The sequence below is a fragment of the Geodermatophilus bullaregiensis genome (assembly GCF_016907675.1).
GTDB lineage: Bacteria > Actinomycetota > Actinomycetes > Mycobacteriales > Geodermatophilaceae > Geodermatophilus > Geodermatophilus bullaregiensis.
Genome location: NZ_JAFBCJ010000001.1, coordinates 1,453,173 through 1,473,491 on the forward strand (window position 1 = coordinate 1,453,173; position 20,319 = coordinate 1,473,491).

At 75.4% G+C, this 20,319-nt stretch carries 22 protein-coding genes; 9 read left to right on the forward strand and 13 right to left on the reverse strand.

Going from position 1 to position 20,319, the window contains the following annotated elements; all coding sequences use genetic code 11:
* The first annotated feature begins 176 nt into the window (after positions 1–176).
* The gene (gene rpmB / locus JOD57_RS06745) at positions 177–359 is read left to right on the forward strand and encodes a 50S ribosomal protein L28 (protein ID WP_425283681.1); all 183 of its coding nucleotides are present in this window, start codon (positions 177–179) and stop codon (positions 357–359) included.
* Positions 360–685: 326 nt separating this feature from the next.
* Here rpmB and JOD57_RS06750 read toward each other — a convergent pair whose 3' ends face one another.
* From JOD57_RS06750 to JOD57_RS06760, 3 genes are read right to left on the reverse strand one after another with little or no spacing between them, the layout of a single operon-like run.
* Positions 686–1,336 carry a cytidylate kinase-like family protein gene (locus JOD57_RS06750; protein WP_307824521.1) on the reverse strand — a complete coding sequence of 217 codons (651 nt, stop codon included), beginning with the start codon at positions 1,334–1,336 and terminating at the stop codon, positions 686–688.
* Positions 1,333–1,887, reverse strand: coding sequence for a GNAT family N-acetyltransferase (locus tag JOD57_RS06755; RefSeq protein ID WP_204691178.1), 555 nt, complete (start codon positions 1,885–1,887; stop codon positions 1,333–1,335). Before JOD57_RS06755 ends, JOD57_RS06750 begins: the two co-directional genes overlap by 4 nt.
* Positions 1,871–2,905 carry a thiamine-phosphate kinase gene (locus JOD57_RS06760; protein WP_307824522.1) on the reverse strand — a complete coding sequence of 345 codons (1,035 nt, stop codon included), beginning with the start codon at positions 2,903–2,905 and terminating at the stop codon, positions 1,871–1,873. The genes JOD57_RS06755 and JOD57_RS06760 overlap by 17 nt, the downstream gene beginning before the upstream one ends.
* 89 nt (positions 2,906–2,994) lie before the next feature.
* On the opposite strand from JOD57_RS06760, the gene JOD57_RS06765 reads away from it, so the two are divergent.
* The gene (locus tag JOD57_RS06765) at positions 2,995–3,228 is read left to right on the forward strand and encodes an Lrp/AsnC ligand binding domain-containing protein (RefSeq protein ID WP_204691179.1); all 234 of its coding nucleotides are present in this window, start codon (positions 2,995–2,997) and stop codon (positions 3,226–3,228) included.
* Positions 3,229–3,349: 121 nt separating this feature from the next.
* Complete coding sequence (locus JOD57_RS06770) at positions 3,350–3,841, forward strand: DUF3515 domain-containing protein (RefSeq protein WP_307824523.1); 492 nt, start codon at positions 3,350–3,352, stop codon at positions 3,839–3,841.
* Positions 3,842–3,860: 19 nt separating this feature from the next.
* On the opposite strand, the gene JOD57_RS06775 is transcribed toward JOD57_RS06770, so the two are convergent.
* Both JOD57_RS06775 and JOD57_RS06780 read right to left on the reverse strand, forming a co-directional pair.
* On the reverse strand, positions 3,861–4,508 hold the full coding sequence (locus JOD57_RS06775; protein ID WP_204691180.1) for a hypothetical protein: 648 nt from the start codon (positions 4,506–4,508) through the stop codon (positions 3,861–3,863).
* Entirely contained in the window at positions 4,505–5,653 is a 1,149-nt protein-coding gene (locus JOD57_RS06780) for a D-alanine--D-alanine ligase family protein (RefSeq protein WP_204691181.1), read from the reverse strand. The genes JOD57_RS06775 and JOD57_RS06780 overlap by 4 nt, the downstream gene beginning before the upstream one ends.
* A gap of 84 nt (positions 5,654–5,737) precedes the next feature.
* On the opposite strand from JOD57_RS06780, the gene JOD57_RS06785 reads away from it, so the two are divergent.
* Positions 5,738–6,571: a CDP-alcohol phosphatidyltransferase family protein gene (locus tag JOD57_RS06785; RefSeq protein ID WP_239568231.1), complete on the forward strand. Its 834-nt coding sequence runs from the start codon at positions 5,738–5,740 to the stop codon at positions 6,569–6,571.
* Between the two features lie 11 nt (positions 6,572–6,582).
* Here JOD57_RS06785 and JOD57_RS06790 read toward each other — a convergent pair whose 3' ends face one another.
* Genes JOD57_RS06790 through JOD57_RS06800 form a run of 3 tightly spaced genes read right to left on the reverse strand, consistent with a single transcriptional unit; the run spans position 6,583 to position 9,565 of the window.
* Positions 6,583–7,752 (reverse strand): cystathionine gamma-lyase, encoded by a 1,170-nt coding sequence (locus tag JOD57_RS06790; protein WP_204691182.1) that lies wholly within the window; start codon positions 7,750–7,752, stop codon positions 6,583–6,585.
* Entirely contained in the window at positions 7,749–8,771 is a 1,023-nt protein-coding gene (locus JOD57_RS06795; RefSeq protein WP_204691183.1) for an NAD(P)H-dependent glycerol-3-phosphate dehydrogenase, read from the reverse strand. The genes JOD57_RS06790 and JOD57_RS06795 overlap by 4 nt, the downstream gene beginning before the upstream one ends.
* A complete protein-coding gene (locus tag JOD57_RS06800; RefSeq protein WP_307824524.1) occupies positions 8,768–9,565 on the reverse strand; it encodes a lysophospholipid acyltransferase family protein in 798 nt (265 codons plus the stop codon). The genes JOD57_RS06795 and JOD57_RS06800 overlap by 4 nt, the downstream gene beginning before the upstream one ends.
* A gap of 97 nt (positions 9,566–9,662) precedes the next feature.
* Between JOD57_RS06800 and cofC the strand changes: the two genes are divergently transcribed.
* The 3 genes from cofC to JOD57_RS06815 are packed head-to-tail and all read left to right on the forward strand — an operon-like array spanning position 9,663 to position 13,382.
* Positions 9,663–10,295: a 2-phospho-L-lactate guanylyltransferase gene (gene cofC / locus JOD57_RS06805; RefSeq protein ID WP_307824525.1), complete on the forward strand. Its 633-nt coding sequence runs from the start codon at positions 9,663–9,665 to the stop codon at positions 10,293–10,295.
* Between the two features lie 53 nt (positions 10,296–10,348).
* Positions 10,349–12,463, forward strand: a complete 2,115-nt coding sequence (locus JOD57_RS06810) for an RNA degradosome polyphosphate kinase (RefSeq protein ID WP_307824526.1) — start codon at positions 10,349–10,351, stop codon at positions 12,461–12,463.
* On the forward strand, positions 12,453–13,382 hold the full coding sequence (locus tag JOD57_RS06815) for an NUDIX hydrolase (protein ID WP_204691187.1): 930 nt from the start codon (positions 12,453–12,455) through the stop codon (positions 13,380–13,382). Before JOD57_RS06810 ends, JOD57_RS06815 begins: the two co-directional genes overlap by 11 nt.
* Before the next feature lie 31 nt (positions 13,383–13,413).
* Here JOD57_RS06815 and leuD read toward each other — a convergent pair whose 3' ends face one another.
* Positions 13,414–14,013, reverse strand: a complete 600-nt coding sequence (leuD, locus tag JOD57_RS06820) for a 3-isopropylmalate dehydratase small subunit (protein ID WP_204691188.1) — start codon at positions 14,011–14,013, stop codon at positions 13,414–13,416.
* 5 nt (positions 14,014–14,018) lie between these two features.
* Positions 14,019–15,440, reverse strand: coding sequence for a 3-isopropylmalate dehydratase large subunit (gene leuC, locus JOD57_RS06825; protein WP_204691189.1), 1,422 nt, complete (start codon positions 15,438–15,440; stop codon positions 14,019–14,021).
* A 75-nt stretch (positions 15,441–15,515) separates the two neighbouring features.
* Between leuC and JOD57_RS06830 the strand changes: the two genes are divergently transcribed.
* On the forward strand, positions 15,516–16,193 hold the full coding sequence (locus JOD57_RS06830; protein WP_443667578.1) for an IclR family transcriptional regulator: 678 nt from the start codon (positions 15,516–15,518) through the stop codon (positions 16,191–16,193).
* 139 nt (positions 16,194–16,332) lie between these two features.
* On the opposite strand, the gene JOD57_RS06835 is transcribed toward JOD57_RS06830, so the two are convergent.
* Positions 16,333–16,905: a Uma2 family endonuclease gene (locus JOD57_RS06835; RefSeq protein WP_204691191.1), complete on the reverse strand. Its 573-nt coding sequence runs from the start codon at positions 16,903–16,905 to the stop codon at positions 16,333–16,335.
* A gap of 253 nt (positions 16,906–17,158) precedes the next feature.
* On the opposite strand from JOD57_RS06835, the gene JOD57_RS06840 reads away from it, so the two are divergent.
* Positions 17,159–18,280 carry a sulfite oxidase gene (locus JOD57_RS06840; RefSeq protein WP_204691192.1) on the forward strand — a complete coding sequence of 374 codons (1,122 nt, stop codon included), beginning with the start codon at positions 17,159–17,161 and terminating at the stop codon, positions 18,278–18,280.
* Positions 18,281–18,289: 9 nt separating this feature from the next.
* On the opposite strand, the gene JOD57_RS06845 is transcribed toward JOD57_RS06840, so the two are convergent.
* Together JOD57_RS06845 and JOD57_RS06850 are read right to left on the reverse strand one after the other, a co-directional pair.
* The gene (locus tag JOD57_RS06845; protein WP_204691193.1) at positions 18,290–18,601 is read right to left on the reverse strand and encodes a hypothetical protein; all 312 of its coding nucleotides are present in this window, start codon (positions 18,599–18,601) and stop codon (positions 18,290–18,292) included.
* A gap of 16 nt (positions 18,602–18,617) precedes the next feature.
* Complete coding sequence (locus JOD57_RS06850; protein ID WP_307824527.1) at positions 18,618–20,300, reverse strand: sodium:solute symporter family protein; 1,683 nt, start codon at positions 20,298–20,300, stop codon at positions 18,618–18,620.
* Positions 20,301–20,319: the final 19 nt, after the last annotated feature.

A 20,319-nucleotide genomic window follows, 5' to 3' on the forward strand; every position in this document is an offset into this window, starting at 1 on the left:
AATGTACCTGCGGACACCGACGGCCCCGTCCGCCGCGCACCCGGCGGACGGCGGCCCCTGCGGCCTCGGCGACGGTCCCGCGGGCGAGCGGTTAGACTGACGGACGGTCTCGCGGTCGCCTCCGTGCGCCGCCGTCTCGATAAACGAACCTCTGGGAGTGATCCACCGTGGCTGCCGTGTGCGATGTCTGTGGCAAGGGGCCCGGTTTCGGTATGTCGGTGTCGCACTCGCACCGCCGCACGCCGCGCCGTTGGAACCCGAACATCCAGTCGGTGCGGGCGCTGGTCGCCCCCGGCAACCGCCGCCGCATCAACGCCTGCACCTCGTGCATCCGCGCGGGCAAGGTCGTCCGCGCATAACGCGCCGGGTGGCGCCCGGTCGCGGGCCCGCCGAGCGCACCCCGGCCACGGCCGGGCGGACCCCGGAGGTCAGCTGACCTCCGGGGTCCTTCCTGTCGCCGGGAGGGGTCGTCGCGGTCAGCCGCGACGGCGAGCACCGGTTCGGCGAGGCCGTGGTCCCGGCGGTGCGCCCGGTCGAGGGCCTGGGCGTGGCCGGTGACGCGCACGCCGGCGCGACCGTGCAGCACCGCTCCCGGGTCGCCGTCGACCCCTCCCGCCCCGACCTGCGGCAGGTGCACCTGATCGGCGCCGTGCCGCGGCCGGGCGCCGCCGCCGGGGCAGCGGCGTCAGTCCGCCCCGATCCCCCGGGCCCGCGCCGCGGCGACGACGAGGTCGGCGACGGTGCCCAGCGGCAGCGCCGTCCCGTCGACGACGAGGTGGTAGTGCTGCGCCGCCGCCGGGTCGCAGCGGTAGAAGTGCCGCACGTAGGCCTCCCGCGTCCGGTCGTTGGCCTGCATCTCCCGCCGCAGCTCGTCCTCCGGGCGCCCGTAGCGCTCCACCGCCGCCCGCAGCCGCGCCTCCGGTGGCCCGTCGAGCCGGACGTGCAGCGCGTCGCCCCGGTCGCGCAGCACCAGGGCCGCCGCCCGGCCGAGGACGACGCCGCCCGCGCCGTCGGCGATCTCGTGCAGCACCTCCTCGGTGTGCTGCCGGTAGGCCCGCTCGTCGGGCTGCGGGGGCACGGGCACCACGCCGCCCACCGGGTCGGGCATGGCGCCGAGCGAGGCCACCAGCCGCCACAGGCCGCGGACCACCCGCTCGTCGTTGGCCTCGGCGTCGTCCTGCGAGACGCCCAGCCGCCCGGCGACCTGCGCCGGGATCGCGCGGTCGTGGAACGGCAGGCCGAGCCGCTCGGCCACGGCCGGGCCCACCTCCGGGCCGCCCGCGCCGTAGGACGCGGAGATCGTCACGACGCCCGCCCTCACGCCGTCCACCCTCACGATGCCCGCTCCTCGCTCTCGTCCGCCGGCCCGCTCAGCCGCTTGCCCAGGAACACCGCGCCCGGCCCGCCGGCGTAGATGCCGTACCCGGCGACGGGCCCGTACCCCAGGCCCTCGTAGAGCGCGATCGCCTCGGGTTGCCGGTCACCGGAGTTGAGGACCACCGAGCGGTACCCGGCGCGGCGGGCCGAGTCCTCCAGCGCGGCCACCAGCACCTGCGCCAGTCCCCGGCGGCGGAACGCCGGCTCCACGTAGACCCGCTTGACCTCGGCGACCGTCGGGTCGTCGCCCTCGGTGTGCCGCCGCCACGCGCCGCAGCCGGCCGGCACGCCGCCGACCTCGGCCACGAGGAACAGGCCGGCCGGCGGCACGAACTCCGCGGGGTCGACGGCGGCCTCGTCCGGCCCGCCGTAGCGGGCGACGTACTCCTGCTGCACCCGCGCGACGAGCGCGCGCGCCACGGGGTCGTCGTAGGGCACCGCCCGCAGCAGGGCCGTCGAGCCGTCGCGCAGCCGCACCTGCGCCCGGGGGGACTCAGCCGAAGTGGACATGCCCGGCCCTCCCCGCCCCGACGGCGGTGACGACGGCCGCCGCCGGCTCCCCGCCCACGAGCACCCCCGGGTCCCCCGCCCGGACCTCCCCGATCGTCACGAAGCCCTCCGGCAGCGCGGCGCCCGCCGGGAAGGTGGCCAGCAGCGCGTGGTCCTCGCCACCGGTGAGCACCCATGCCAGCGGGTCGACGCCGAGCGCGGCGGCCACCTGCTGCATCGGCCCCGGCGGCTCCAGCGCCGCCCGCACGAGCGCGGCCCGGTCGACGTCGACCACGACGCGGCTGCTCTCAGCGAGGTGGCCGGCGTCGGCGAGCAGGCCGTCGCTGACGTCGCACATCGCGGTGGCCCCGGCGTCCGCGGCGGCCGGCCCGGCGGCGTAGGGCGGGGTCGGACGGCGGTGCGCGGCCACCGCGGCGATCGGGCTGCTGAACCCGCGGCGCAGGACGGCCAGCCCGCACGCCGACCAGCCCAGGCGGCCGGCGACGGCGAGGACGTCGCCGGGCCGGGCGCCCGAGCGCAGCACCGGCGCCCGCCCGCGCAGGTCGCCCAGGGCGGTCACCGACAGGACGACCGACCCGCTGTCGGGTGCGGAGGCGACGGTGTCCCCGCCCACCACCGCGGCGCCCAGCGGAGCGCACTCGGCGGCCATGCCCGCGGCGACTCCCTCCAGCCAGGACGTGGGCGTGTCCGCCGGGCAGGCCAGCCCGACCAGCAGTGCGGTCGCCACCCCGCCCATCGCGGCCACGTCGGCGAGGTTGGCGGCGGCGGCCTTGTGTCCCACGTCCTCGGCCGAGGACCAGTCGCGGCGGAAGTGGCGGCCCTCCACGAGGACGTCGGTGGTGGCGACCACCCGGCCGTCGGGAACGCGCAGCACGGCGGCGTCGTCGCCCGGGCCGACCTCGGCGGCCTCGGCCGACCCGGCGCGGGCGACCACCCGGGCGATGACCCCGAACTCGCCGACGACCCGCACGCTGTCGGCGAGGTCGCCGCGGCCGACCAGCGGCCGGGGCCGTGTCACCGGGCCCCCCAGGGAGCTGCGGTAGGTTGCGAGCCGATCCGCCCGCCGGTGCCGGGGCACCGGCAGCGCCGCCCGAGGAAGGTCGTCCCGTGGTCCACGCCTACATCCTGATCCAGACCGAGGTCGGCAAGGCCGCCCAGGTGGCCACCACGATCGGCGAGATCGCCGGCGTGACGAAAGCCGAGGACGTCACCGGCCCCTACGACGTCATCGTCCGCGCCGAGGCCGAGACGGTCGACGAGCTGGGCCGCCTGGTGGTCGCCCGCGTGCAGTCGGTCGACGGCATCACGCGCACGCTGACCTGTCCCGTCGTCAACATCTGAGCCGCTGAGCGAGGACACCCCCGCCCCGAGCGACACCCCGGACGGCACGGCCGCCGGGCCGGCGCCGCGCCCCGACCCGCTGCGACGGGTCGCGCTGATCACGACCGCCGTCGTCGTCCCGGTGCTGGTCGTGCTGGCCGTGCTGGTCAACGTGCTGGGCGGTGAGGAGCAGGACGACGCCGCCGCGGTGGCCGACGTCGGCGGCACGACCGGGGAGCAGCGCGCGGACCTGCCCGTCCTCCCGGTCGACGTGCCGCCGCCGACCCCCGAGGCCGACGCGCACTGCCCGCCGCTGCTGCAGGCCATCCCCCTCGACCTGCTCGGCGAGCCCTCCCGCCTCGTCGACTCCGACACGCCCTACGCCGCCGCCTGGGGCGAGCCGCCGGTCGTGCTCGTCTGCGGCGTCCCGCAGCCGGCCGGACTGGTCCCCGGGGAGGGGCTGTTCACCATCAACGGGGTCACCTGGTACGTCGACCAGTCCGACCCCGGGGCGACCGTGTGGACGGCGGTCGACCGCGCCGTGTACGTGCAGGTGACCCTGCCCGCCGACGTCGACAGCGCGCCGGTCACCGCGCTCAGCGACGTCCTGGTCGGCACCGTCCCCGCCCGCTGAGCCGGCCCGCGCGAGGGCCTCACGCCGGTGGCAGCCGGGCGAACTGGGCGAGCACGACCTCGCGCACCTCGTCGGTGGCCTGCTCCTCGCTGGTGGAGACCACGGTCACCCCGACGCTGAACACCCCGTGCCCGCACCAGGCGAACGCCGCCGGCCCGCTCAGCCGGGTGGCCGGGTCGACCTCGGCGACGGTCAGCAGGCTGCACCCCTCGGGCAGGTCCGCCGGGTCGCGCCGCAGGACGCCGTCGTAGACCGCGGCGTCGTTGCCCACGAGGTCCTCGGCGTAGGCCGCCGCCCCGCCGGGGTCGTCGAACTGGTCGACGAAGACGGTGGTCAGCGGCCCGGTCGTGACCCCCCAGAAGCGCTCCCACCCGTGGCGGTAGCCGTAGTCGCGCAGCACCGCCCGCTCGCGGGCGGGGTCGTCGGCGTAGCCGGCCACGTCGTCGACGGTCTTGGCACCCGCCGGGGGCTGCAGGTCGGCGTCGGGGATGCGCGGCAGGCCGGAGGGCACGTCGGGCAGCACCAGGGCGCCGAGGTCCTCGACGCTCTCCGGCGTCCCGGAGGCCGCCGCGGGGGTGGCGGTGCCGGCCACCGTGGGCGTGCAGCCGGCGGTGATCCCCAGGGACAGCACGCCGGTGAGCAGCGCGGGGAGCCGGCCCGCGGTCACCGGGGGGTCCGGACGTCCCCCGGCCGTCCCGCGCGCGCCAGCGCCGAGGCGACCAGCCGGTCCACCAGCTCGGGGTAGGACACCCCGCTGGCCGCCCACATGCGCGGGAACATCGAGATCGGGGTGAAGCCCGGCATCGTGTTGACCTCGTTGACGACCAGCCGCTCGGCGCCGTCCGGGCCGGTGCCGAGGAAGAAGTCGACGCGGGCCAGGCCCTGGCAGTCCATCGCGAGGTAGGCCCGGCAGGAGGCCTCCTGCACCGCCCTCGTCTGCTCGGGCGTCAGGTCGGCCGGCACGTCGAAGTCGACGGCGTCCTCGAGGTACTTGGCGTCGAAGTCGTACCAGTCGGTGCCCGGCCGCAGCCGGATCTCCGCCGGCAGGCTGGCCTCGGGCCGCCCGCCGTCGCGGCCGGCCAGCACGCCGCACTCGATCTCCCGCCCGGGGACGGCGGCCTCCACGACCACCTTCGGGTCGACGGCGGCCGCGGTGGCCACCGCCCCGGGGAACTGCGCCCAGTCGGTGACCTTGGTGATGCCGATGCTGGACCCGGCGCGCGAGGGCTTGACGAAGACCGGCAGCCCCAGCCGCTCGCGGTCGGCCGCGGTGAGCAGGTCGGGGTCGGCGCACACCGCCCCACCGGCGTCGCGCAGGACCACGTGGTCGCCCTGCGCGAGGCCCGCGGCGGCGAGGAGCTTCTTGGTGTGCTCCTTGTCCATCGACGCGGCGCTGGCGAACACCCCCGAGCCGACGTAGGGCAGGCCGCTCATCTCCAGCAGGCCCTGGATGGTGCCGTCCTCGCCGTAGGTGCCGTGCAGCACGGGGAACACGACGTCGACCTCGGTGAGCGCCGGGCCGATCGCGGCGGCCGGCTCGAGCACCGCCAGGCCGCGCCCGCCCGGGTCGCCGACCAGGGACACCGCCGTCCCGCCGGTCACCTCCGGCAGCCGCCCGTCGGTGATGGCCAGCCGCTGACCGGGGTCGGGCAGCACCCAGCGGCCGTCGCGCGCGATGCCGACCGGCACCACCTCGTAGCGATCGGGGTCCAGCGCCGCCATGACGCTCCCGGCGGAGACGCAGGAGATCGCGTGCTCGGCGCTGCGCCCCCCGAACACGACCGCGACGCGCACCCTGCCTGTCCCGCTCATCGCGGCCGACCCTAGTGGACGTCCTCCGCGCGTCCGGCGTCTCCCGGAGGGCCGACACACCGCCGGTGTGGGAGCCTCGACGCGATGCGGGAGAACGCGGCCCCTCCGGTGGACCCCCGACCTCCGGCGACGACGGCTCAGCAGGGGGACGACGAGCACGGGGCTGCTCCTGCGCGCCCGTTCCCGCTCCCGCTGCGGGTCGCCGGCGCGGCCGTGCACGTCTACACCGCCCTCGGCTCGGTGCTGGCGCTGCTGGTGGTGCTCGCCGCGCTGGACGGCGACGCGGTCACCGCGCTGTGGATCGGCCTGGCCGCCCTGGTCATCGACGGCACCGACGGGATGCTGGCCCGGCGCGCGCGGGTCAAGGAGACCATCCCCTGGTTCGACGGCGCCCTGCTCGACAACATCGTCGACTACCTGACCTACGCCTTCGCCCCCGTCGTGCTGCTGTGGACCACCGGCGCGCTGCCCGAGGGCCCGCTCGGGTGGGTGCTGGCCGCGCTGCCGCTGCTGGCCTCCAGCTACCAGTTCTGCCGGGTCGACGCGAAGACCGACGACCACACCTTCCTCGGCTTCCCGAGCTACTGGAACGTCGTCGCCTTCTACGTCGTCGTCCTGGACCTGTCCCAACCGGTCGTGGCGGCGCTGCTGATCGTCTGCTCGGTGCTGGTGTTCGTGCCGGTGCGCTACCTCTACCCCTCGCGCACCGAGGCGCTGCGCAGCCTGAGCCTGGCGCTGACCGCCGTCTGGCTGGTCACCTACGCCGTGCTGCTCGCCCAGCTGCCCGACCCGCACCCGGCGGTCCTCGTCCTGTCCCTGGGCTACATCGGCTACTACGTCGCGATCAGCGGCTGGCTGACCGCACGGGCCGCCGCCCGCCGGCGCTCGGCGGCCCGCAGCGCCGCGCGCAGCAGCTGAGGCCGCCGCCCTCAGCCGGCGGCGTCGAGAGCGGTGACGAGGTCGGCGACGACGTCGGCGGTGTCCTCGACGCCGCAGGAGAACCGCAGGAACCCGGCCGGGACGGCGTCCCCGCCCCACTGCGCCCGCCGGTCGACGGTGCTGTGCACGCCGCCGAAGCTGGTCGCCGCCGTCCACAGCCGGCCGGCGGCCAGGAAGCGGGACACCGCGTCCTCGTCGGCCAGCTCGGCGGAGACCACCCCGTTCGGCCGCAGCATCTGGCGCGTGGCCAGCGCGTGGGAGGGGTCCCCGGGCCGCCACGGCCAGCGCACGCCGGTCACGGCCGGGTGGTCGGCGAGCACCGCCGTCACCTCCGCGGCGGTGGCCGCCTGGCGGGCCAGTCGCAGGTCCAGCGTGCTCATCGACCGGTGGCCCAGCCACGCGTCGAAGGCCCCCGGCGTCGCGCCGGTGTGGTCGCGCCAGCCCTTGACCCGGTCGTACAGCTCGTCGGAGGCGGTGCTGACGTGGCCGAGCAGCAGGTCGCTGTGCCCGGTGAGCGCCTTGGTGTCGGCGCCGATGCTGAGGTCGGCGCCCAGGGCCAGCGGCCGCTGCCCCAGCGGGGTGGCGGTGGTGTTGTCGACGGCGAGCAGCGCGCCGGCGGCCCGGGTGGCCCGGGCGACGGCGGCCACGTCGCAGACGTCGAGGTGCGGGTTGCTGGGCGTCTCGAGGAGCACCATGCGTGCGCCGTCGAGGTCCCCGCGGGCGGCGAGGTCGTCCATCTCGACGGTGGGCACGTACTCGACGCGCACGCCGAGCCGCGCCAGCTCGTCGCGGGCCAGCAGACGGGTGGCGTAATAGCCGTCGGCGGGCAGCACCAGCCGGTCCCCCGCCGAGACCAGGGCCATCACCGCCGCGCCGACCGCCGCCATCCCGCTGGCGAAGGACAGGCAGCGGCCACCGTCGAGCTCGCCGACCGCCGTCTCGAACGCCCGGTACGTGGGGTGCTCGGTGCGGGCGTAGGCGTCGGCGCCGCCGGCCCGCGGCGGGAGGTCGCCGAGGTGGAAGGGGGCGGCGAACACCGGCGAGGGGCGCAGCGGCGTGCCGGGCACCGGGGGCAGGTCACCGGCGCGCACCGAGCGGGTGCCGTCGCCCCACCCGGCCGGGAGGGCCGCCCCGGCGCCGTCCCCGGGCCGGTCGCTCACTCGGGCTTGGCTTCCCGGGACATGATCTCCTTGACGATCTGCGCCGCGGACACGCCCTCGTGGCACACCCGCACGACCGCCTCGGTGAGCGGCACGTCGACGTCGTGCGCGCGGGCCAGCTCCAGCACCGGGCGGCAGCTCTTGACGCCCTCGGCCACCTGCCGGGTGGTGCGCTGGACCTCCTCCAGCGACATCCCGCGGCCGAGCCGCTCCCCGAAGGTCCGGTTGCGCGACAGCGGCGAGCTGCAGGTGGCCACCAGGTCGCCGAGTCCGGCCAGCCCGGCGAAGGTGGTCAGCTCCGCGCCGAGGGCGGTGCCGAGCCGGGCGGTCTCGGCCAGCCCGCGCGTGATGAGCGAGGCGCGGGTGTTGTCGCCGAACCCCATGCCCTCGGCCATGCCGCAGGCCAGCGCGATCACGTTCTTCACCGCGCCGCCCAACTCGCAGCCGACCAGGTCGCGGTTGGTGTAGGGCCGGAAGTACGGCGTGTGGCAGGCGGCCTGCACCGCCTCGGCGCGCTCGACGTCGGGACAGGCGATGACCGTGGCCGCCGGCTGCTCCTCGGCGATCTCGCGGGCCAGGTTGGGCCCCGACAGCGCGGCCACCCGGTCGGGCCCGGCGCCGGTGACCTCGCGGATGACCTCGCTCATGCGCTTGGTGCTGCCGAGCTCGACGCCCTTCATCAGCGACAGGAGGGTCGAGTCGGGCGGCAGCAGCGGCGTCCAGGCCAGCAGGTTGTCCCGCAGCGACTGGGAGGGGACGGCGAGCACGACGACGTCGGCGCCGTCGAGGGCCTGCGCCGCGTCGGTGGTCGCCGTCAGCGAGCCGGGCAGCTTGACGCCGGGCAGGTAGTCGGGGTTCTCCCCCGTCTCGGTGATGGCCTGGCACAGCTCGGGACGGCGGGCGTGCAGCGACACCGTGCAGCCGGCGTCGGCGAGCACCTTGGCGAACGTCGTCCCCCAGGACCCGGCACCCAGGACGGCGGCGCGGGTGCCGCGGCCGGAGCGCTCGGGACCGCTCACGCGGCGCTCCCCGGCACGTCGCCGGACAGCCGCCGTCGCGGGCGGGCGGCGAAGCCCGGGGGCGCCGGCTCACCGCGCAGCTCGGCCAGGAGGTCACGCACCCGCCCCATGATGAGGTCGGTCGTCTCCCGCAGCAGCTCGGGGGTCAGCGGCCGGCCGGCGCGCACCTCCGCCCGCAGCGCGCCGAGGTCGACCGGCTCGCCGAGGGAGTACTCGGTGGGCGTGCGCGGGCGCAGGCGCAGCTGCTTGGTGTGGTAGTCGTGCACCCGCTGCGGCCCCCACTGCGCCACGGGCAGCACGACGGCGTCGGTGGTGAGCGCCAGCCGGGCCACGCCGGTGCGGGCCTGCATGGGCCACCAGCGCTCGTCGCGGGTGACCGAGCCCTCCGGGTAGATCACCACGACGTTGCCCGCCTCGAGGTCGGCCACGGCAGCCGCGAGCGACCCCTTGGCCTCCGACGAGCCGCGGGCCACGGGGATCTGCCCGGCGTCACGCAGGATCCGGCCGGCCAGCCCCTTGAACACCGCCTCCTTGGCCAGGAAGTGCGGGATCCGCCCGTGGTCGTAGACCAGCCGGGCGCAGGCCAGCGGGTCGAGCACCGAGACGTGGTTGGCCACGAGCAGCACCGGCCCGGTGCGGGGCAGCCGCTCACCGTGCCGGTAGCGCAGCCGGAACAGCAGGGAGGCGACCGGGTGGATGACGACGACCGCCAGCTTCAGCGACCACGGCAGCCGGCCCCGCTCGTGCAGGGCCCGGGCCCGGTGCTGCGCCCCGGCGGACTGGTCCTCGGTCACCGGCACCCCCTCCGCTCGGTCGGAACCACCCGCACATGATCGCACCGGGGTCTGCGGCGGCGTCCGGGCACCGGTCGGGGTGTGCTCACATGGGACCGTGCGCTGGTCCCTGGTCGTCCCGGCGAAGCGGCTCGGCGCGGCCAAGACCCGCCTGCGGCCGCTCACCGGCGGCCCCGCCGACGGCGGCCTGCACGCCGAGCTGGTGCTCGCCCTGCTGGCCGACACCGTCGCCGCGGCCCGCGCCTGCCCGGCGGTGGCCGACGTCGTCGTCGTGACCGACGACGAGCGCGCCGCCGCGACCGTGCGGGCGCTGGGTGCGCGGACCGTGCCCGACGTGCCCGACCGCGGCCTGAACCCCGCACTCGTCCACGGCGCGCGGACGGCGGCCACCGGCGCCGTCGCCGCCCTCTCCTCCGACCTGCCGGCGCTGCGCCCCGCGGAGCTGGCGGCCGCGCTCGCCGCGGCGGCGGCCGTGCCGCGGTGCTTCGTGGCCGACGCCGCCGGCACTGGGACGACGCTGCTGGCGGCGGCCGGGGTGCCGCTGGACCCGCGCTTCGGCCGGGGCTCGGCCGCCGCGCACGCCGCCACCGGCGCCGCGGCGCTGGCCGGCGACTGGCCCGGTCTGCGCCGCGACGTCGACACCCCCGCCGACCTCACCGCGGCGGTCGTCCTCGGCGTCGGGCCGGCGACGGCGGCCCTGCTGCCCGGGCTGCCGCGGCCCGCCGCCTGAGCGGACCGGACGCACGCCCTTCGCCGTTCACCCGGGTGGGGCACGATGAGCCCGTGGCAGCCGAGACGACGACCCCGGAGACGACGACCGAGGGCCCCGCCGCCCCGGGAGAGCCGCCGGTCCTGCCCACCGACCGCTACCTCAACCGCGAGCTGTCGTGGCTGGACTTCAACGCCCGGGTGCTCGAGCTGGCCGAGGACGAGACGCTGCCGCTGCTCGAGCGGGTCAAGTTCCTGGCGATCTTCGCCAGCAACCTCGACGAGTTCTACATGGTCCGCATCGCCGGCCTGAAGCGGCGGCAGAGCACCGGGCTGACCGTCCGCTCCCCCGACGGGCTGACCATCCGGGAGCAGCTGACGCGGGTGACCGAGCGCAGCCAGGAGCTGGTGCACCGGCAGGCCGTGGCCTTCCAGCAGGACATCACCCCGCGGCTGGAGGCCGCCGGCATCCGGATCGTGCACTGGTCCGACCTGGCCGAGCCCGAGACCCGGCGGCTGCGGGAGTACTTCCGCGACCAGGTGTTCCCGGTGCTCACCCCGCTCGCGGTCGACCCGGCGCACCCGTTCCCCTACATCAGCGGCCTGTCGCTCAACCTCGCCGTCCAGGTGCGCGACCCCGACACCGGCGCGCCGCACTTCGCCCGGCTCAAGGTCCCCAACAACGTGCCGCGGTTCGTGCCGGTGGGGTCGGTCGACGCGGCCGCCTCGGCGACGTTCCTGCCGCTCGAGGACCTCATCGCCGCGCACCTGCCGGCCCTGTTCCCCGGCCTCGACGTCGTCGACCACCACCTGTTCCGGGTCACCCGCAACGCCGACGTGGAGGTCGAGGAGGACCGCGACGAGGACCTGCTGCAGGCCCTCGAGCGGGAGCTGGCGCGCCGCCGCTTCGGCCCGGCGGTGCGGCTGGAGGTGACCGAGACGATGGACCCGCAGATCCTCGGCGTCCTCGTCTCCGAGCTCGAGGTGGGGCCCCAGGACGTCGTCACGGTGCCCGGGCTGCTCGACCTCGCGTCGCTGTGGGCGCTCTACGCCCTCGACCGGCCCGAGCTCAAGGACGAGCCGTTCGTGCCGGCCACCCACCCGCGGCTGTCCGAGGGCGAGACGCCCAAGAGCGTCTTCGCCACGCTGCGCGAGGGCGACGTGCTGGTCCACCACCCGTACCACTCGTTCGCGACCAGCGTGCAGCGCTTCATCGAGCAGGCCGCGGCCGACCCGCACGTGCTGGCGATCAAGCAGACGCTGTACCGGACCTCCGGCGACTCCCCCATCGTCAACGCGCTCATCGAGGCGGCCGAGGCCGGCAAGCAGGTGGTCGTCCTGGTGGAGATCAAGGCGCGCTTCGACGAGGAGGCCAACATCACCTGGGCCCGGTCGCTGGAGCGGGCCGGCTGCCACGTCGTCTACGGGCTGGTGGGCCTGAAGACCCACTGCAAGACGGCGCTGGTGGTGCGGCGGGAGAACGGGGTGATCCGCCGCTACGTGCACATCGGCACCGGCAACTACAACCCCAAGACCGCGCGGATCTACGAGGACGTCGGCATCCTCACCGCCGACCCGCGGGTGGGCGCCGACCTCACCGACCTGTTCAACACCCTCACCGGCTACTCGCGGCAGACCGCCTACCGGCAGCTGATGGTCGCGCCGCACGGCATCCGCAGCGGCCTGGTGGAGAAGATCCGCCGCGAGGCCCGCCACGTGGCCGAGGGCCGGCCGGCCGGGATCCGCGTCAAGGTGAACTCGCTGGTCGACGAGCGGGTCATCGACGCCCTGTACGAGGCCGCGCAGGCCGGCGTGCCGGTGGAGCTGTTCGTCCGCGGCATCTGCGCCCTGCGGCCCGGCGTGCCGGGGCTGTCGGAGGGGATCCGGGTGCGCTCCATCGTCGGCCGCTTCCTGGAGCACTCGCGGGTCATCGCCTTCTGCAACGGCGGCGAGCCGGAGTGGTGGATCGGCAGCGCCGACCTCATGCACCGCAACCTCGACCGCCGGGTGGAGGTGCTCCTGCGGGTGTGCGACGAGACCGCCCAGCGGGAGTTGCAGGGGGTGTTCGACGCCGCGATGGCGCCCGGCGTGCGGTGCTGGGAGCTGGGGCCCGACGGCGCCTGGGTCCGCGGCGGTGAGCGCGACTACCAGGCCGGGCTCACGGCGGCGGTGACCGAGCATGCCGGCTGAGCGGACGCGCGGCGTCGTCGCGGCGGCCGGCGGCGCGGTCTGGCGGACGGCGCCCGACGGCGGCCTGGAGACCGTCCTCGTGCACCGCGAGCGCTACGACGACTGGTCACTGCCGAAGGGCAAGCTCGACGCCGGGGAGAACGCCCTGGCCGCCGCCGTCCGCGAGGTGCGGGAGGAGACCGGGCTCGACGTCGTCGCCGGCCGGCGCAGCGTGCGCACCCGGTACGCGGTAGCCGAGGGCGCCAAGCACGTCGACTACTGGCTGATGCAGGCCGTGGGCAGCGAGGAGCCGTTCGCGGCCAACGCCGAGGTCGACGAGCTGCGCTGGCTGCCGGTCGCCGACGCCGCGGAGCTGGCCACCCACGAGCACGACCGCACGGTGCTCGCCGACCTGGCGCGCACCGACGTCCCGCGCGCGCCGACGCTGCTGCTCGTGCGGCACGCCAAGGCCGGCAGCCGCAGCGACTGGGACGGCCCCGACGACGAGCGGCCGCTGGACGCGCAGGGCCGGCGGCAGGCGCAGCAGCTGGCCGCCGTCCTGCCGGTGTTCGGCCCGGTCGGGCTGTTCGCCGCGGAGCGGGTCCGGTGCCGCGAGACGCTGGAGCCGCTGGCCGGGGCGACCGGGCTGCCGCTGTGCGCGCTGCCCGAGCTCGGCGAGGAGGAGTTCGCCGCCGACCCGCAGGCGGGCCTGGCCGTCGTCGAGCGCCTGCTCGAGCCCCGGGACCGGCCGGGCGTCACCGTGGTCTGCAGCCAGGGCGGGGCGATCCCCTCGGTGCTGATGGCCCTCGGCGTGCGCTGGGAGGGCTCCCGGCTGTACCCGCCGGCGGCCAAGGGCAGCGTCTGGGCGCTGGGTGGCCGGACCGGCGCCCTGACCGCCGACTACTACCGCGACCTCGGCCCCGACCCCGACGCCCCCTGACGGCCCCGTCCCGGGTGGCCGTTCCACCACGTCAGCGCGCGGAGAGCGCCTTCGGCAGCCAGGCCGGGCGGCGGGCCTCGTAGGCCTCGATGTCGGCGAGGTGCCGCTCGGTGAGACCGACGTCGTCGAGCCCCTCCAGCAGCCGCCAGCGGGTGTAGTCGTCGGCCTCGAACGGCACCGTCGTGTCGCCGTGGTTGACGGTCTTGGCCTGCAGGTCGACGGTCACCGGAGTGGTCGGGTCGGCCTCGACGGCCGCCCAGAGCGCCTCGACCTGGTCCTGCGGCAGGACGACGGTGAGCAGGCCCGACTTGGTCGAGTTGTTCTTGAAGATGTCGGCGAACCGCGAGCTGATGACCACCCGGAACCCGCCGTCGAGCAGCGCCCAGCAGGCGTGCTCGCGGGAGGAGCCGGTGCCGAAGTCGGGCCCGGCGACGAGGACCGTGGCGTCGGCGTACTGCGGCTGGTTGAGCACGAAGTCGGGCTCGTTGCGCCGCCAGGCGACGAACAGGCCGTCCTCGAACCCGGTGCGGGTGATCCGCTTGAGGTACTCCGCCGGGATGATCTGGTCGGTGTCGACGGCGCTGCGGCGCAGCGGGGCGGCCGTGCCGGTGTGGGTGGTGAAGGGCTGCATCGGACTCAGACTCCAGCCAGCTCGGAGGGCTTCAGGTCGGCGGGGGCGGTCAGCTTCCCGGTGAGCGCGGTGGCGGCGGCGACGGACGGCGAGACCAGGTGGGTGCGCCCGCCCTTGCCCTGCCGGCCCTGGAAGTTGCGGTTGCTGGTCGACGCCGAGCGCTCCCCCGGCTGGAGCTGGTCGGGGTTCATGCCCAGGCACATCGAGCACCCGGCGCCCCGCCACTCGGCGCCGGCCTCGGTGAACACCCGGTCGAGACCCTCGGCCTCGGCCTGCAGCTTGACGCCGACCGACCCCGGGACGACGAGCATCCGGGTGTTGCCGTCGATCCGCTTCCCGCGCAGCAGCTCGGCGGCGATCCGCAGGTCCTCGATGCGGCCGTTGGTGCAGGAGCCGAGGAAGACCGTGTCCACCTCGATCTCGCGCAGCGGTGTGCCGGGCTCGAGGCCCATGTAGGCCAGCGCCTGCTCGGCGGCCCGGCGCTCGTTCTCGTCGGTCATCGCCGCCGGGTCGGGCACGGAGGCCGCGATCGGCAGACCCTGGCCGGGGTTGGTGCCCCAGGTGACGAAGGGGGTGAGCTGGGCGGCGTCGAGGACGACCTCGGTGTCGAAGACCGCGCCCTCGTCGGTGCGCAGGGTGCGCCAGTGCTCGACGGCGGCGTCCCGGTCGGCGCCCTGCGGGGCGTGCGGGCGGCCCTGCAGGAACGCGAACGTCGTCTCGTCGGGGGCGATCAGCCCGGCGCGGGCGCCGGCCTCGATCGACATGTTGCAGATCGTCATCCGGGCCTCCATCGACAGCGCCTCGATGGCGCTGCCGCGGTACTCGATGACGTGGCCCGCGGCGCCGTTGGTGCCGATCTGCGCGATGACGGCGAGGATGACGTCCTTCGCCGACACCCCCTCGGGGAGCTCGCCGTCCACGGTCACGGCCATCTGCTTCGGCCGGTACTGCGGCAGCGTCTGGGTGGCCAGCACGTGCTCGACCTCGCTGGTGCCGATGCCGAACGCCAGCGCGCCGAACGCGCCGTGGGTGGAGGTGTGGCTGTCGCCGCAGACGATGGTCATCCCCGGCTGGGTGAGCCCCAGCTGCGGGCCGATGACGTGCACGATGCCCTGGTCGCGGTCGCCCATGGGGGCCAGCCGGATGCCGAACTCGGCGGCGTTGGTCCGCAGCGCCTCGACCTGGGCACGGCTGACCGGGTCGGCGATGGGCTGGAGGATGTCCAGCGTCGGGACGTTGTGGTCCTCGGTGGCCATGGTCAGGTCGGGACGGCGGACCGTGCGGCCGGCGGCGCGGAGGCCGTCGAAGGCCTGCGGGCTGGTCACCTCGTGGACGAGGTGCAGGTCGATGTAGAGCAGGTCGGGCTCGCCCGCGGCGCTGCGCACGACGTGGGCGTCGTAGACCTTCTCCGCCAGGGTCTTCGGCACGCTGGTCCTCCTGGGTGGTCATCTCACTAGGTGAGATGAGAGTATTGCTGTGTGGGACAACCTAACCCCGTTGCCGTGCTGGACAAAGCGGTGGCCATCCTGCGCGCCGTCGCGCAGGAGCCGGCGTCGCTCGCCGACCTCGTCGCGCGCACCGAGCTGCCGCGTGCCACGGCGCACCGGCTGGCCGTGGCCCTCGAGGGGCACCGGCTGCTGCGGCGCACGCCGGCGGGCACCTGGGCACCGGGCCCCGCGCTGGCCGAGCTCAGCCACGGCAGCGCCGACCTCGCCCGGGTGGCCGGCCGGCACCTCGTGGTGCTGCGCGACGCCAGCGGGGAGAGCGCCCAGTTCTACGTGCGCGAGGGCGGCTCCCGGGTGTGCGTGGCCTCTGCCGAGCGGGCACACGGCCTGCGCGACACCGTGCCGGTCGGGGCGCGGCTGCCCATGACGGCGGGCTCGGCGGCGCACGCGCTGCTGGCCTTCGCCCCCGCCGAGGAGGTCACGCCGCTGCTGCCGAGCGCCAGCTTCACCGCGCGCACGCTGCTCGACGTCCGCCGGCGCGGGTGGGCGCACAGCGTGGCCGAGCGCGAGCCGGGGGTGGCCTCCCTGTCGGCGCCGGTGCGCGACCCGGCCGGTGCGGTGCTCGGCGCGGTGTCCATCTCGGGGCCGGTGGAGCGCCTGGGTCGCCGCCCCTCCCCCGAGGTGGTCGGCGCCGTGCTCGAGGCGGCGTCGGCGATCGCCCGCGCCGCGAGCTGAGGCCTGCAGCGGCGCTCGCGGCAGACCCCGGTGACCATCGGTGGGTGGTAGGCCCGGGAGCCCGTCGCGCCGGGCAGCCCGGTTGCCGATGACCACGACAGCGCACCCGAGAGGAGCGCCGCCGCGAGCGGTCGCGCGGTCAGACCTGGCCGAACAGGTCGGCGACCGGCAGTCGCAGGCCCGGCAGCACGTCGCCGCCGTCGAGCTCCTCCCTCTCACCGACGTGCGTGACGGCGCCACCGGGGGCGTACACCGCAACCAGGCGTTGACGTGGGTAGACGACCCAGACGAGCACCACTCCGGCGGTCAGCCACGCGAGGGCCTTCTCGGTCACCTCGGTGGCGCGGTCGGACGGACTGACCACCTCCACGACGAGGTCAGGGGCCAGCTCGAGGAGACCATCCAGCTCGTCCTCGTCGGAGGGCAGCCGGTGCGCGGCGATGAAGGACACGTCGGGCGCCCGGACCGTGTCGGGCTGGCGGGTCAGCCGGAAACCCGTCCCTGCTCCGGCGACGGCGCCCAGCTCGTGGCTCTCGACGGACTCGTCGAGTCGCCGGGCGGTGCGCGCGGCCACCCGGCCGTGCCGGAAGCCGGCCGGCGCCTTCTCCCTCAACTCCCCGTCCACCAGTTCGCGGCGCCGGCCGTCGTCCGGCAGGTCCATCAGCTGCTCGGCCGTCATCGGCGCCACCGCAGCAGCGGGCTGTGCGCTCACGACCGCACCCTACGGCGGCACAGGTCGACGAGGTCGGCCAGCGATCGCCGGCCGACCTGACCACGCTCCTGCGGCAGCTCACCGCCACCGGCTGGCTGCGGCCGACGTCGCGTGGCGCCTACGCCGTCCCCGCCGGGCGGGTCGTGCCGAGCGGGTCGTGCCGCTGCACGTCGTCCTCGCGGTGGCGAGCGGCTGACGGCCCCCGCCCGACCGGAGGGTTACGGAGCGGCCGGCCCCGGCGGACACTGCCCGCATGACCGCCACCGAGCCGCTGCACCGCGGACGCGCCCGCATCGCCGAGCCGGGCGAGGGCATCGGCCTCGACGAGCTGGCGCTGGCCACCCGCAACCACGGGATGCCGCTGGAGGCGCTGCGCTACGACGTCACGCCGCCGGGCCTGCACTACGTGCTCACCCACTACGACATCCCCGCCGTCGACCCGGGCACCTGGTCGCTGGAGGTCGGCGGCGCGGTCGCGCGGCCGCTGCGGCTGGACCTCGAGGACCTGCGCCGCCGGCCGGCCGTGACCGCGCGGGTCCTGCTCGAGTGTGCCGGCAACGGCCGCGCCCGTCTCGAGCCCCGGCCGGTCAGCCAGCCGTGGCTGCTGGAGGCCGTGGGCACCGCCGAGTGGACCGGCACACCGCTGGCCCCGCTGCTCGAGGAGGCCGGCGTCTCCCCCGGGGCGGTCGACGTCGCCTTCACCGGCGCCGACCACGGGGTCGAGCGCGGCGTGGAGCAGGACTACGCCCGCGGCCTGCCGCTGGCCGAGGCGGTGCGGCCCGACGTCCTGCTGGTCTGGGGCATGAACGGGATGCCGCTGCCCCCGCAGCACGGTGCTCCGGTGCGGCTGCTCGTGCCCGGCTGGTACGGGATGGCGCACGTCAAGTGGCTGACCCGCATCGAGGTCCTCGAGACGGCGTTCACCGGCTTCCAGAACGCGGTGGCCTACCGGGTGCGGACCGGTGGCGACGACGACGGCGCCCCGGTCACCCGCATCGCCCCGCGGGCGCTGCTGGCCCCGCCCGGCTGGCCGGACTTCATGACCCGCGAGCGGTTCGTGCCCGCCGGGCCGGTGACGCTGACCGGACGGGCGTGGTCCGGCCGCGCCCCGGTGACCGGCGTCGAGGTCAGCGCCGACGGCGGGAGCACGTGGACGCCGGCCGACCTGGCCCCCGCCGACCCCGCGCACCCGCACGCCTGGCGGGCGTGGGCCTGCACGTGGGACGCCGCGCCGGGCCCGCACGAGCTGGTCGTGCGGGCCGCGGACGCGGAGGGGTCCCAGCCCACCGAGGCGCCCTGGAACCGCCAGGGCATGGCGAACAACCTCGTGCAGCGGGTGCCGGTGACGGTCCTGGACCAGCCCTCCGGGCAGTGACCCCCGGTCCTAGTGGCCCTTGGTCAGGGAGGTGCCGCTGCCGTCGTCCTCGGGGTCCTGCCGGTCCGGCGGGGCCTCGACGACGATCGGGCGCAGCCGTACCCACAGCACGAACGCCGCGGCGAAGACCAGCATGGCCAGCCCGGCCCACAGGTTGGCGTTGACGTCGCCGGTCCGTTCCCGGTCGGCCGCGGTGTCGCTGAACAGCCCCAGGAGGACCAGCACGACGCCGTAGAAGCCGATCAGCGCGGCGATGACGTTGCGGACGTCGAAGGCGCCGGCCGACTGCTTGGCCGGTGTGGCGCGGTTGCTGCTGCTCATGACCGGGCTCCTGACGTCAGCGGAAGATCACGTTGAGGACGATGACCATGACCAGCGCGATGCCGGCCAGCTTGGTCGGTGACTGGTACCAGGGCAGCCGGTGGGCGTCGGGGTCGGTCCGCTGCTCCTTCGGCGTCTCGGAGTAGACCAGGCCGGCGAGCTGGGCGACCGGCTTGGGCGCGGTGACCTGGCTGACCACGACGCTGACCACGATGTCGACGAGGAAGGCGGCGCTCGCGGCGACGAAGCTCGCGCCCTGGCCGCCGATCGGGAGCACGCCCAGCGACGCCGTCCCGAACGCGTCCTCGCTGAGGAAGGCGACGGCGACCGCGGCGAGCGTCCCGGACACCAGGCCCATCCAGCCGGCGGTCGGCGTCATCCGCTTCCAGAACATGCCGAGGATGAAGGTGGCGAACAGCGGGGCGTTGAAGAAGCCGAACAGCGTCTGCAGGTAGTCCATCAGGTTCGTGTAACCGGAGGCGATGATCGCCGTCCCGATGGCGGCCACGGTGGCGCCGACGGTCGCCCACCGGCCGACGGCGAGGTAGTACCCGTCGGGCCGGTCCTTCTTCACGTACTGCTGCCACAGGTCGTAGCTGAAGACGGTGTTGAAGGCGGAGATGTTGGCCGCCATGCCGGCCATGAACGCCGCCAGCAGGCCGGCGAGGGCGACGCCGAGCAGGCCGTTGGGCAGGGTGTCGCGGATGAGCAGCAGGATCGAGTTGTTGTAGTCGAAGTCCGTGGCCGACGCCGCCCTGGCCTCGACCACCTCCGGGACCAGGACGGTGGCGATGATGCCCGGGATCACGACGATGAACGGGACGAACATCTTCGGGAAGGCGCCGATGATCGGCGTGCTCCGGGCGGCGGACATCGACTTGGTCGCCATCGCGCGCTGGACCTCGACGAAGTTCGTCGTCCAGTAGCCGAAGGACAGCACGAAGCCGAGGCCGAAGACGATGCCGATCACCGACAGGACGGGGCTGCCGATGCCGGACAGGTCCGTGGCCGGCCACGAGGTGAGCTCCTCGCCGCGGCCGGAGTCGGTGACCCTGTCCACGAGCCCGCCGACGCCACCGACCCGGTTCAGGCCGATGAGCGTCAGCGGCAGCAGCGCGGCCACGATGACGAAGAACTGCAGCACCTCGTTGTAGATGGCCGCCGACAGCCCGCCGAGGGTGATGTAGCTGAGCACCACGGCCGCCGCGACGATCAGGGACAGCCACAGCGGCCAGCCCAGCAGCGCCTCGACGATGGTGGCCAGCAGGAACAGGTTGATGCCGGCGATGAGGATCTGCGCGACGGCGAAGCTGAGGGCGTTGACCAGGTGGGCGCCGGTGCCGAACCGGCGGCGCATGAACTCCGGGACGCTGCGGACCTTCGACCCGTAGTAGAAGGGCATCATCACCACGCCCAGGAACAGCATGGCCGGGACCGCGCCGATCCAGAAGTAGTGCATGGTGCTCATGCCGTACTGCGCGCCGTTGGCCGACATGCCCACGATCTCGACGGCCCCGAGGTTGGCCGAGATGAACGCCAGGCCGGTGACCCACGCGGGCAGCGAGCGGCCCGACAGGAAGAAGTCCAGGCTGTCGGACACCCGCCTGCGCGCGGCGGCGCCGATCAGCAGCACGACGGCGAAGTAGGCGGCCACCAGCAGGTAGTCGACGAACGACGCGTCCAGTCTCAGATCGTCCACTCGGGCCTCCACTCGGTTC

What these genes read in the sequence shown, in the direction of transcription:
- JOD57_RS06755 (WP_204691178.1), bottom strand. Translation starts at nt 1,887, where the DNA reads ATGTCCACTTCGGCTGAGTCCCCCCGGGCGCAGGTGCGGCTGCGCGAC.
- JOD57_RS06780 (WP_204691181.1), bottom strand. Translation starts at nt 5,653, where the DNA reads ATGAGCGGGACAGGCAGGGTGCGCGTCGCGGTCGTGTTCGGGGGGCGC.
- JOD57_RS06785 (WP_239568231.1), top strand. Translation starts at nt 5,738, where the DNA reads ATGCGGGAGAACGCGGCCCCTCCGGTGGACCCCCGACCTCCGGCGACG.
- JOD57_RS06815 (WP_204691187.1), top strand. Translation starts at nt 12,453, where the DNA reads ATGCCGGCTGAGCGGACGCGCGGCGTCGTCGCGGCGGCCGGCGGCGCG.
- leuD (WP_204691188.1), bottom strand. Translation starts at nt 14,013, where the DNA reads ATGCAGCCCTTCACCACCCACACCGGCACGGCCGCCCCGCTGCGCCGC.
- JOD57_RS06840 (WP_204691192.1), top strand. Translation starts at nt 17,159, where the DNA reads ATGACCGCCACCGAGCCGCTGCACCGCGGACGCGCCCGCATCGCCGAG.
- JOD57_RS06845 (WP_204691193.1), bottom strand. Translation starts at nt 18,601, where the DNA reads ATGAGCAGCAGCAACCGCGCCACACCGGCCAAGCAGTCGGCCGGCGCC.